At 62.7% G+C, this 11,350-nt stretch carries 9 protein-coding genes; 8 read left to right on the top strand and 1 reads right to left on the bottom strand.

The window, feature by feature from the left end; genetic code table 11:
• Positions 1-158 precede the first annotated feature (158 nt).
• A complete protein-coding gene (locus NY78_RS19910) occupies positions 159-857 on the bottom strand; it encodes a C40 family peptidase (protein ID WP_043640086.1) in 699 nt (232 codons plus the stop codon).
• 312 nt (positions 858-1,169) lie between these two features.
• Here NY78_RS19910 and NY78_RS19905 point away from each other — a divergent pair, with 312 nt between their 5' ends.
• The 8 genes from NY78_RS19905 to qrcD all read left to right on the top strand — a co-directional run bounded on the left by NY78_RS19905 (position 1,170) and on the right by qrcD (position 11,348).
• Positions 1,170-2,690 (top strand): ASKHA domain-containing protein, encoded by a 1,521-nt coding sequence (locus NY78_RS19905; protein WP_231584052.1) that lies wholly within the window; start codon positions 1,170-1,172, stop codon positions 2,688-2,690.
• The gene (locus NY78_RS19900) at positions 2,680-4,110 is read left to right on the top strand and encodes a small ribosomal subunit Rsm22 family protein (RefSeq protein ID WP_082140118.1); all 1,431 of its coding nucleotides are present in this window, start codon (positions 2,680-2,682) and stop codon (positions 4,108-4,110) included. Before NY78_RS19905 ends, NY78_RS19900 begins: the two co-directional genes overlap by 11 nt.
• A gap of 216 nt (positions 4,111-4,326) precedes the next feature.
• Positions 4,327-4,884 carry a dTDP-4-dehydrorhamnose 3,5-epimerase gene (gene rfbC, locus NY78_RS19895; RefSeq protein ID WP_043640080.1) on the top strand — a complete coding sequence of 186 codons (558 nt, stop codon included), beginning with the start codon at positions 4,327-4,329 and terminating at the stop codon, positions 4,882-4,884.
• A gap of 24 nt (positions 4,885-4,908) precedes the next feature.
• Positions 4,909-6,369, top strand: coding sequence for a mannose-1-phosphate guanylyltransferase/mannose-6-phosphate isomerase (locus tag NY78_RS19890; protein WP_043640078.1), 1,461 nt, complete (start codon positions 4,909-4,911; stop codon positions 6,367-6,369).
• Between the two features lie 208 nt (positions 6,370-6,577).
• Positions 6,578-7,147, top strand: a complete 570-nt coding sequence (qrcA, locus tag NY78_RS19885; RefSeq protein WP_043640073.1) for a menaquinone reductase multiheme cytochrome c subunit QrcA — start codon at positions 6,578-6,580, stop codon at positions 7,145-7,147.
• A 10-nt stretch (positions 7,148-7,157) separates the two neighbouring features.
• Positions 7,158-9,308: a menaquinone reductase molybdopterin-binding-like subunit QrcB gene (qrcB, locus tag NY78_RS19880; protein WP_043640072.1), complete on the top strand. Its 2,151-nt coding sequence runs from the start codon at positions 7,158-7,160 to the stop codon at positions 9,306-9,308.
• 22 nt (positions 9,309-9,330) lie between these two features.
• Positions 9,331-10,089 carry a menaquinone reductase iron-sulfur cluster-binding subunit QrcC gene (qrcC, locus tag NY78_RS19875; protein ID WP_043640070.1) on the top strand — a complete coding sequence of 253 codons (759 nt, stop codon included), beginning with the start codon at positions 9,331-9,333 and terminating at the stop codon, positions 10,087-10,089.
• Positions 10,090-10,103: 14 nt separating this feature from the next.
• Positions 10,104-11,348: a menaquinone reductase integral membrane subunit QrcD gene (qrcD, locus tag NY78_RS19870; RefSeq protein WP_043640067.1), complete on the top strand. Its 1,245-nt coding sequence runs from the start codon at positions 10,104-10,106 to the stop codon at positions 11,346-11,348.
• Positions 11,349-11,350 lie beyond the last annotated feature (2 nt).

Here is an 11,350-nt window from a genome sequence, read left to right as displayed (position 1 = left end):
CGGCCTGGGCAGTTTCCAGGCAACCGGGCAATCCGGCAGCCAGGGAGAGGGCCAAGGCAATGAGGCAGACTGTGGCCAGGGCAGGACGAAAAAGCGGGCCTCCCGACCGAGGGAAACCCGCTTGGCTGGCCATGTGGCGCGGCGCGCACGAAGCGACGCTAGAAGACCCGGCGGCCTCCGGCATAATGCGTTCTCCAGTAATCTTCTTCGAGGTGCGAGATGGTCACGTTCTTGCCGTAGGTCGCGCTGTGGATGAACTTGCCGTTTTCCAGATAAATACCGACGTGATTAACGCCCCGTTTGGAGCGGAAAAAGACGAGGTCACCTTTGCGCAGGCTGTTTTTCGCCACTTCCTTGCCCACCTGGTACTGTTCGCGGGAGGAGCGGGGCAGATTGACGCCGTAACGGTTAAACACCCAGGTGGTAAATCCCGAGCAGTCAAACCCGGAGTTGGGATCGCAGCCGCCCGAGCGGTAGCGGGTGCCGAGCTGGGTGGAGGCGGTGCGCAACAGGCGGTCGTAAACGCCACCCTTGCGCTGCACCGCAGCCAGCTCGAAAAGATTGTCGCTGATGAGCTTGTCAGGCGAAGCAGCCGTCTGCTTGGGGGCCGATGGGTGGCCCTGGTCGAAAAGATTGCCTGAAATGAGATTGTTTTCAGCGGAGGCGATGAGTTTCGCCTCAGGAACATTGCCGCTGATGAAGTCGTTGCGGGCGTTAAAGCCTTGATAATCTTCGAATTGGTAGGAGTAGGTCTTGGGTTTTGAAGTACATCCGGCCAGGGCCAAGGCCAGGATTGTCACAAAGGCGAACGGTTTGAGCTTGCGTAGGGTGCTGGCGTGTGCGCGCGCGTCGGTCAAAACTATTCCTCCTTGCTGGAGTTGCCGGCCGGGGCCGCATCCACGTATCCGTCCAATCCTTTTCGATACCGTGGGGGCATTCATCGCCTGCGGACGCGATGAACCGTGCTGTGCATGCCGGATACATTTCTTCAAAAGTTAGGATTTCGTTTAAAAGCTTCAAAAATTCCCGTCAAGGTTATTTTGAGAATTTAATAATCTGAAATGTTCTCCGGGGCAGGCCGCGACCCTTGTCCAGGGAGCGAAAATGGGGAACAATCAGTGGAAATGGCGATCATTTTTTCCGTTACAACCCCTGAGAGGGAAGGCCTCGTGCCGGCTGTTTCCGGCGACACCCTGGCCCGGGCGCTTTTCCGGGCCGGATTTTTCGTCGGCGTGCCGCTGTGCGCCGGTCTTGGTCGTTGCGGCCGGTGCCGGGTCCGTTTTTTGCGGGACGCCCCCCTGCCTTTGCCGGCTGAATACCGCCGCTTATCCGATGAAGCCGTGACGGCCGGCTGGCGGCTGGCCTGCCTGCATCCGGCCCGGGGCGGCGAAGCCCTCGCCCTGGCCGACATCGGCCCGGCCCCGGCTTACGACCGGCAGGTCGTCAGCCGGGCTGTCGCCGTGGCCGGGCCGGTGGGATTGGCGGTTGATTGCGGCACCACCGGGCTGGCGTGGCGGGTGGTGTCCCTGACCGACGGCATGGTTGCGGCCGAGGGGCGCGGAGTCAACCCCCAACTCGGGGCCGGGACAGAGGTGATCTCCCGTCTGGCCTTTGCCCTGGAGCCGGGCGGCGGGGCCTATCTGCGCCGGCTTATCATTGACGAACTGTTCCGTCTTGCCGCCCTGGCCGGACCGCAGCTGGCCGCTTTGTGTGTGGCCGGCAACCCGGCCATGGTGTCGATTTTATGTGACAAGCCCCTGACCGGTCTGGCCCGCGCGCCCTATGGCCTGGCCTGGCGGGCCGGGGAGACCGTCGATCTGGGCGGCGGTCTGCCACCGGCCTATGTGCCGCCGCTTTTCGGCCCGTTTGTCGGGGCCGACATTGCCGCCGGACTGGCCGTACTGACCCGCCAGGACCCGGCCTATCCGTTCATGCTCGTTGATCTCGGCACCAACGCCGAAATGGTCCTGGCCCTGGGGCCGGACCGTTTCCTGGCCGCCAGCGCCCCGCTTGGCCCGGCCCTGGAGGGCGTGGGGCTGTCCCAGGGGGCCATGGCCGGACCGGGGGTGGTGGTGGCCTTTGACCTCACTCCCGGGGGGCTCGTCCCGGTTTTCTTCGACGATGGACCGGTCCCGGCCGCACCCAGAGGTATTGCCGGGCCGGGCTATCTGTCCCTGGCCGCCCGGTTGCGGGAGCAGGGAGTCCTTGACGTGGACGGCCGATTCGCTACAACCCCGGCCGCGACCCCGCTTGGCCGGCGGCTGGCGGCCGGGATCGGCAGTCAGTACGGTGAACCGGTTTTCGAGACCGCCGGGTGCCTGCTGCCAGCTTCGGATGTCGAGGAACTGCTCAAGGTCAAGGCCGCCTGTAATCTGGCCTTTTCGACCCTGCTTGCCGCCGGCGGACTGACAACGGCCCACCTCGCCGCAGTCCATCTGGCCGGGGCGTTCGGCACGGCCGTCTCCCCGGGCGATCTGGAAACCCTTGGTTTTTTCCCGCCGGGTCTGGCCGGCAGAACCCATGTTGCCGGCAATCTTGCCCTGGAAGGGGCCGCACTTTTTCTCACCGATCCGGCCAGCCGCGAGCAGGTCGCAGCCCTGGCCGCCAAGACCGACGTGGTCCCCCTGGCCGCTGCCGACGATGCCGGCTACGCCTTCATCCAAAGGATGGTTTTTTCCTATGTCCCGTGATGCCGACGATTTATTGCCCCGCTCCGGCCCGATTGGAGCCGCGCGCCACCTGTTTGCGGCCATCCCCCCGGAGGTCTCAGCCCGGCTTTCGGCTTACCCGGAGATGCTGCGCCGGGTGCTGCCGCTGCGTCCGGCCATGATTCGGGAGTTGCCGCGTCTGGTGCGCGAGCTGTCCATGTCACTGACGGCCGAGCGCGAGGGCGGCCCGCGGCCCGGCTATTTAAGCGAACCCCGCACTCTCTCGGCCTATGCCTGGTATTATCTGCCCTGGAACCTCATGCGCCTGTCGCGCCTGCTGCCGGGCCTTGACCTCAATCTCCCGGACGGCGGGCTGGTGTGCGATCTGGGCAGCGGCCCCTTGACCTTTGTCCAGGCCTTGTGGCTGTCGCGGCCGGATCTGCGCCGCAAAAAGCTGCGCATTTCCTGCCTGGACCGCTCCAAACGAGCCCTGGACCTGGGGCTTGGGCTTTTTACCGAACTGGCCGGCTTCGATCCGACCGCCCCGGACGCGCCATGGAGCATCCGGGTGACCAGGGGCGAATACTGGCAGGGCCTGACCGGGGGGGCGGACCTGATCGCCATGGTCAATGTGGCCAACGAACTGGCCGGCACCAGTCGCGACCCCCTGGATTCACGCATGGAGCGGGTGGCGGCCCAGCTGACCGACGCCCTGGCCCCGGGCGGCCGGGCCTTGATCGTTGAACCCGGGACCCGGCTTGGCTGGCGCTGCCTGCTCGGGATGCGCGAGGCCTTTATCGAACTGGATATGGACATCTCCGCGCCGTGTCCCCACCGGGAGGAGTGTGTGCTGGTCGGGGGCCGCACCCGGGCTTGGTGCCATTTCAACATGTCGTCCAAGGGCGCGCCCAAATGGCTGACAACGTTCTCCGATCGGGCCAACCTGGGCAAAGAGCGGCTCAGCCTGTCCTTTCTGCTGGCCCGGAAGACCCGGCCGACCGTGGATCCCAAGGCGGTCCGGATCGTGTCCGGGGCCTTTGCCCTGGCCGATGTCCCAGGCAGCGCCGTTTACGGCTGCAGCGAGAGTGGTTTGACCGTGCTGGTGGCTCCGGACCGCCGACCGCCGTTTCCCGGCGACCTCCTGGCCGTGGCCATCCCGCCCAATGCCCCGCTTGACGCCAAAAGCGGCGCGCCCCGGGTTACGCTGCCGGTCGATCCGGATGCGCCGGCTCCGGCCAGACCCCAGTCGGAGCGTTCAGAGCAAGCAGGCGCGCCGGCCAAACCGCGCCCGTCGGCCCGGCCCCGGGGAGCAGGAAAGCCCGGGCGGGTGGGAGGGGACGCTGCCGGCCGCGACCGGAACGAAGGAAAATCCCGACCAGGCGGGACTGGGACAAAACCGACCTTTCGGGCTCGCAACAAATCCAAAATCAAAGCCAAACGGCAGCCTCGTCGGACGGGATAACAGGGCGGGCAAAGACCGGGGGACGCCGAGGCAACGCCATTTGCCTGGATTGTGTCACGACAAGCCGTCCGGCAACGACACACAGCTGTAGTGTTGCGGCGGCACAGAGTCTGCCGGCCAGGAGAGTTGTTGTCCAAAGGCGTGAAATATGTTAATGAGTGCGGCATCCGGCTGCACGGACGAATCAGTCAGCAATGAAGCAAAAGGAGGTCCCGCGTGGAGGTGTCGCAAACCGACATCCCGGGGCTTGTCGTCGTCAAACCCAAGGTTTTCGGCGATCATCGGGGTTTTTTTCTGGAGACGTACAGTCGTGAGGCCTATGCCCGGGCTGGGTTGGGCTATGATTTTGTCCAGGACAACCACGCCCGTTCCGGCCCCAAAGGGGTGTTGCGCGGGCTGCATTTCCAGTTGCCGCCGGCCACCCAGGCCAAACTTGTCTGGGTGACGCGGGGCGCTGTTTTCGATGCGGTGGTCGACTTGCGGGTGGGATCGCCAACATACAAAAAATGGTACGGCATTGAGTTGTCGGCGGACAATTTCTTGCGGCTCATGGTTCCCCGGGGCTTCGCCCATGGGTACGTCACCCTGACGGAAGATGCGGAATTCATGTACAAGGTGGATGCTCCCTACACCCCGGCCCAGGATGCCGGCATTGCCTGGAACGATCCAGAAATCGGCATATCCTGGCCGGTGACGACCCCCATCTTGTCTGAAAAAGATGCCGTCCAACCCCGACTGGCCGACGTCGGTTCTCCCTTCACCTATGCTCCCTGACCGCAGTCTGGACAAGGAGGCGGCATGACCTGCAACGATTCCGTAGCTACGGACACGACCCGCCATGCTTTGATTCTGGCCGGCGGTTCCGGCACCCGACTTTGGCCCTTGTCCCGGACTTTGCTGCCCAAACAGCTCCTGGCCCTTGGCGGCGACGAGACCTTGCTGCAGACCACGGTCCATCGGGTGGCCCAGGCCTTTTCCCCGGTCCAGATTGCCGTGGTGACCAACGAGGAGCATGTGTTCGAGGTCCGCGCCCAGTTGCGCGGCCTGCTCCCCGACGTGGCCGGGGCAGTTCTGGCCGAACCGGTGGGCAGAAATACGCTGCCCGCCATACTGCTTGGCCTTGAACGCATTGTCGCTGCCGATTCCCAGGCCGTGGTCGGGGTGTTTCCGGCGGACCACCGCATCGATGATGCCGCGTCATGGGTCCGGGCTATGGATCAGGCAACCGAACTGGCCCGCCAGGGCTGGTTTGTCACCTTTGGCATCCCCCCCCAGGCCCCGGAGACCGGCTACGGTTATATCCACCGTGGCAATGTCCTGGGAACAGGCAGCTACGCCGTGCTCGGCTTTACCGAAAAGCCTGACCGGGAAACGGCCGAGCAGTTGCTGTCCAGTGGGCACTATTTCTGGAACAGCGGCATGTTCGTGTTTCGGGCCGACATGTTTCTCGAGGCCGTGGCCGCCCATGCCCCGGCCCTGTACGACTGGTGGCAGTCGCGGGCCGAGCGTCCTCTGGCTGCAGGCTATGCCGGTATTCCGGACGTATCCGTGGACTACGGCGTGGTGGAAAAGCTCGACCGCATTGCCATGGTCGAGGCGGGCTTTGACTGGGACGACCTGGGCAGCTGGGAGGCTCTTTATCGCTTGGGCAAGCGGGACGCCAACGGCTGCGTGATCAAGGGCGACGTGCTGGCCCTGGATTGCTCGAACTCGCTCTTTTTTTCACAAGGAAGCACCCTGGCCGCAGCCGGGGTCAAAGACCTTATTGTCATCCAGACCCGCGACGCCACCCTGGTGTGCCCGGTGTCCGAAGCCCAGCGGGTCAAGGACGTGGTTGGGGCGCTCAAATCCCAGGGCAGCAAGCTGGTGGAAGCCCACGTGACGGTGCGTCGCCCCTGGGGCAGTTATACCGTCCTTGAGGACGGGCCGGGGTTTAAAATCAAGCGTATTGTCGTGCTGCCCGGAGCGCGGCTGTCGCTGCAGATGCACCACCATCGGGCCGAGCACTGGGTTGTGGTGTCCGGCACGGCCCTGGTGCAGGTTGGGGAAAAAGAAATTCTTCTTTCCGACAACCAGTCCGTGGACATTCCGAAGACCAGTCTGCACCGGTTGTCCAACCCTGGAAAAGTGCCGGTGGAAATCATAGAAATCCAGTCTGGGCCGTATCTTGAAGAAGATGATATCGTGCGGTTCGATGACATCTACGGCCGCGAGGGCAAGGCGCCGGGCCAGAGTCAGCCAGAGGCTGGGGATTCGTGAAAATTTTCATAAGGCCTTGACACGACAGTTGTCGCTTCGATAAAAAGTGCGGTGCGATAATCTGCGCCGGGGTGAGGGGACAAACCCCCGGAGGGATTTGCGACGTGGAGACACGTCATTACCTTATCCGTCTTTTCCACGGGGAGAAGCGGCCGCCGTGTGCCATCGCGCGCGGTGGAAAACCAGCAACGGCATGGGCAGGGGAAGTATGGAGGAGAAGAGATCGACTTCGGCCGGCGGCGTGGGCGGCATGGTGCTTTGCACCTTGATCGGCTTCGTCGGCGCCCTCGTGGTGGGATGGGTCATCTTTCCGAAGATCCTATTTAGTGAAAAAACACAACCCATTCGTTTCAGTCACACTGTCCACGCACAGCTTGGCATTGACTGTGAGCAATGCCACCATCTGGGTCCGGACGGCCGATTTGCCGGCCTGCCCACGACCGAGTCCTGTGCCGAATGTCATGGCGAAGAAACCGGCGATACCTCGGCCAATGGCAAGGAAATCGACAAGTTCGTCAAAGATTACGTCAAGACTGGCGTTCAGGTCCCCTGGCTCGTGTACCAGTACCAGCCCGACAACGTGTTCTTCTCGCACGCCGCCCACCGTGGCTTCGAGTGCACCAAGTGCCATCTCGACGTCGCCAAGATGGAGAATCCGCCGGCGTACTACCAGAATCGTCTGAGCGGCTACAGCAAAGACACGATGAAGATGTGGGAATGCGAACGCTGCCATGCCTCTATGGGCACCAGCAACGCCTGCTACGTCTGTCATAAATAAGGGGGGAGAAATGGGACTTGATCGCAGAGCTTTCCTCGGCCTCGTGGCGGGTGGCGCCGTGGGCACCATGTTCACCCCCATTCCGTGGAAATTAATTGATGACGCTGCCATCTGGACACAGAACTGGTCTTGGATTCCCAAGGTTCCCAAGGGCCAGATCGATTACGTGGCCACGACCAGCAAGTTGTGTCCGGCCAGTGAAGGCCTTAAAATCATGCGCGTGGCTGGCAATCCTGTCAGTGCAGCCGGCAATCCGGACCATCCGTTGTCCCGTGGCGGCGTGTCCGCCCTGGCCCGGTCCGAAGTGTACATGCTCTACAGTCCGGCCCGCATCAAATCGCCGATGAAGCGCAACGGCAAAACCTTTGCCCCCATCACCTGGGAGCAGGCGCTTATCGAGATGTCTGAAAAGCTTGGTGCGGCCAAAGGCTCGGTGGCCAGCATCTCCGGCGACGCCACCGGCACTGTCAACGAGGTGCTCACCGCCCTCGTCGGCAAGCTCGGCAGCGCCGGCGCCTTCATGATGCCCGGCGAAGCCACCTCGGCCGCCAAGGCGCTCAAACTCATGGGCGCGCAGGGCCAGGCCGGCTACGACTTCGAAAATGCCGATACCGTGCTCGTGCTTGGCGCCGACATCTTCGAAACCTGGGGCACGTCCACCAGAAACCGCAAGGCCTTTGGCGCGACCCGTCCCGCCGGGGCCAAACCCGCTTCCAATTACATCTACGTCGGACCGACCCGCAACAATACTGCGGCCGTGTGCGACCAGTGGATTCCCGCTGCCGCCGCCGAACTTGGCGTGGTGGCCATGGGCATTGCCTGGCACCTGCTCAAGGCTGGCGCGACCAGCAACGCCCCCGGCTTTGACACCTTCAAGGCCGTGGTCAACGGCGGCTTCGGTCCCGAAGACGTCAAGCGCGCCACCGGCATCGGCGGCGACGTCCTGGCCGGCATTGCCAAGTCCCTGATGGCTTCCAAGGCCGCCCTGGTGGTCACCGGTTCCCCGTTTGGCCAGGGCATGGGCGCTGCGCCGGTTATCGCCGGCATGTCGCTTAATATGCTCCTTGGCCGCATCAACAAACCCGGCGGCGTGTACATGTTGCCGGAACTGGCTTCGGTGGTCCCGGGCGCGTTGTCCCGGGCGGCCATGCTCGACGGCGATCTGCCGGCCTTCCTCAAGGGCGTTGCGTCCGACAAGACTCCGGCTCCCAAGGCCCTGCTTGTGTACGATGCCAACCCGGCCTACGGCCTGCCCGAAGCGGCGACTATGGCCAAGGCTCTGGAAAAGATCCCGTTTAAGGTCAGCTTCTCCTCCTTCATGGACGAGACTGCGGCCCTGTGTGATCTGGTTCTGCCCAACTCGTTGCCTCTTGAGCGCTACGACGACGTGGCCACGCCTTACGGTTCCGGCTTTTGCGTTTACAGTCTGGTGCGGCCCATCCAGAAGCCCATCTACGACACCAAAACCTCGGCCGATGTCCTGTTGGCCCTGGCCCGCAAGCTGAGTATCGATCTCAAGTTCGATAATTTCCAGCAGGTGCTCAAGGAAAAAGTCGCCAGCCTGTCCAAGGCCAGCGGCGGATTTGTGGCCAAGGACGTCATGCCCTGGCAGGTGGCGGCCGGAAAGCCCGCCCCCGCCCTGGTCGGCGGCGATCTCTGGAAGGCCCTGGAAGCAGGCTATGCCTGGACCATGGTCGGACAGGTGGCCCAGACCGGCATGGGCTTTGCCGCTGAAGTGGTGGCCAAGGCCGCCAAGGCCGGCAAGCCTGCGGCCGGCGCCACGCTGGCTCCCTACGCCCAGCTGCGCACCGGCACCCCGGCCACGGGCATTCCCTGTCAGGATCTGACCACCGTGCCTGATACCGAGCTGCTCGGCGAGAACACCCTGGTGCGCCTCAACAGCGAAACCGCCAAAACCCTCGGCCTCAAAAAAGGGCAGATGGTCAAGCTCTCCGCTGCCGGCGTCGACTGCCAGGCCAAGGTCCACATCTTCGAAAGCGTCATGACCGGCATGGTCTCGGCCCCGCTGGGCTTTGGCCATACAGCCTTCGACTACTTCAGCCAGGGCAAGGGAGCCAACTACCTCTCCCTCATGGCCGTGGCCGAGGAGCCGGGCTCCGGCATGTCCATGTGGATCGCTTCGGAAGTCAAAATCGCCTAACGCAAGGTAAAGGGAAGCCGTCATGTCCGGACAGAAAAAGGAATTCCCGATCACCTGGGGCATGGTGATCGACATTGACAAATGCACCGGCTGCGGGGCCTGCATGGCCTCCTGCCAGACGGAAAATAACGTCGAACCGCAACGCGACGCCTCCAACAAACTCCGTTCCACCTCGTGGATGACCGTCTACGAGCTGACCAACGGCAAGTCCTACCCGGACCACGACATTGCCTATCTGCCCCGGCCCTGCCAGCAGTGCGGCAACCCGCCCTGCGTGTCCGTGTGCCCGGTCATTGCCACGGAAAAAAACGAGAACGGCGGGATCGTCAGCCAGGTCTACCCCCGTTGCATCGGATGCCGGTACTGTGTGGCCGCCTGCCCCTACCACGTCCGGTACTTCGGCTGGTTTGACCCGGTATGGCCCGAAGGCATGGAAAAGACCCTGTCGCCGTTGACTTCGGTACGGCCGCGCGGCGTCGTCGAAAAGTGCTCGTTTTGCCACCACCGTTGGACCCTGGCCAAGGACGCTGCCCGCGCCGCCGGCAAGGATCCCGAGGATCTCGCTGATGGGGCCTACGTCACCTCGTGCGTGCAGAATTGCCCTTCCGGGGCCCTCGCTTTCGGGGACCTGAAAAACCCCAAGCATAAGGTGCATGAGCTGATCAAAAGCCCCTACGCCTACCGCCTGCTCGAACGCCTGGGCACCGACACCCAGGTCTATTACATCAGCCGGCGGGAATGGGTGCGCAAGCTCGGCGACAACTACCTTAAAAGCGAGTAATCGGGGGGGATGCAATGAGCTTTAGTGAAATAGAAAAAAACTGGTATCCCGAAGGAGTCGAGCGTTGCTCCCTTGGGAAATTCATGAAGTGGTTGGCCGTGCTGGGCGTCGTCGCTCTCTACGGCTTCTTCGCCATGCTCGTGTGCTTCACCTACGGCCTTGGCGTCACGGGTCTGGACAACTACTTCGGGTTCGGCCTGTGGATCACCTTTGACCTCGCCGTCATTGCGCTGGGCGCCGGAGCCTTTTTTACCGGGCTTTTGCGCTACATCATCCGCATTGACGAACTGAAAAACATCATCAACCTGACCGTCATCAAGGGCTTTATCTGCTACTCCGGGGCCATGCTCATCCTGTCCCTGGACGTCGGTCAGCCCATCCGGTCGTGGTTCGGGTACTGGCACCCCAACGTCCACTCGATGCTGACAGAAGTTATCTTCTGCATCACCTGCTACTTGATGGTGCTCATCATTGAGTACGTGCCGCTGATCCTTGAGCAGAAGCAGATCAACAAGATCCCGTTCCTGCACAATCTGGCCCACCAGATGCATGTGGTCATGCCGCTGTTTGCCGGTATCGGCGCCTTCCTGTCGACTTTCCACCAGGGATCGCTCGGCGGCATGTACGGCGTCATGTTCGCCCGCCCGTACGCCTTCCGCGACGGGTTCTTCATCTGGCCCTGGACGTTCTTCCTGTTCGTCCTGTCGGCCATCTCTACCGGCCCGTGCATGACGGTGCTGATTTGCGGCTTCATGGAAAAAGTGACCGGCCGCAAGCTCACCACCTACCGCATCAAGTCGCTCATGTGCAAAATCGGCGGCACCATGCTGCTGATCTACATGGTCTTTAAGTACCTCGACACCTGGGCCTGGATTAACGACATCCTGCCCCGGGCCGGCCTGACCTTTGACCAGATGTTCTACGGTCTGGTCTACGGCCGCTGGCTGTTCTTCACCGAACTGGTCATCTGCCTGCTCGTGCCGGTGATCTTCCTGCTGACTCCCCTGCGCAAGAAGCCGTTTTTCATGTACTCGGGAGCCATTCTGGCCTGCGCCGGCGTGGTGATCAACCGCTACGTCTTCACCGTCCAGGCTCTGGCCCAACCGGTGCTGCCGTTTACCAAGTGGGAGATCTACAGTCCCAACTGGGCGGAGTGGGCCACTTCGCTCATGGTCATCGCCTACGGTTTCATCATCATGAGCCTGTCCTACCGCTACCTGCCGATCTTCCCCCAGGAAGTCGGCCTCAACAAGAAGTAGGA

Source organism: Desulfovibrio sp. TomC, from assembly GCF_000801335.2.
Taxonomy (GTDB): domain Bacteria; phylum Desulfobacterota; class Desulfovibrionia; order Desulfovibrionales; family Desulfovibrionaceae; genus Solidesulfovibrio.
Note: the sequence above shows the minus strand (reverse complement) of the source record. Positions and strands in the feature narration are given on the sequence as shown.

What these genes read in the sequence shown, in the direction of transcription:
- NY78_RS19900 (WP_082140118.1), top strand. Translation starts at nt 2,680, where the DNA reads ATGTCCCGTGATGCCGACGATTTATTGCCCCGCTCCGGCCCGATTGGA.
- NY78_RS19890 (WP_043640078.1), top strand. Translation starts at nt 4,909, where the DNA reads ATGACCTGCAACGATTCCGTAGCTACGGACACGACCCGCCATGCTTTG.
- qrcA (WP_043640073.1), top strand. Translation starts at nt 6,578, where the DNA reads ATGGAGGAGAAGAGATCGACTTCGGCCGGCGGCGTGGGCGGCATGGTG.
- qrcB (WP_043640072.1), top strand. Translation starts at nt 7,158, where the DNA reads ATGGGACTTGATCGCAGAGCTTTCCTCGGCCTCGTGGCGGGTGGCGCC.
- qrcC (WP_043640070.1), top strand. Translation starts at nt 9,331, where the DNA reads ATGTCCGGACAGAAAAAGGAATTCCCGATCACCTGGGGCATGGTGATC.
- qrcD (WP_043640067.1), top strand. Translation starts at nt 10,104, where the DNA reads ATGAGCTTTAGTGAAATAGAAAAAAACTGGTATCCCGAAGGAGTCGAG.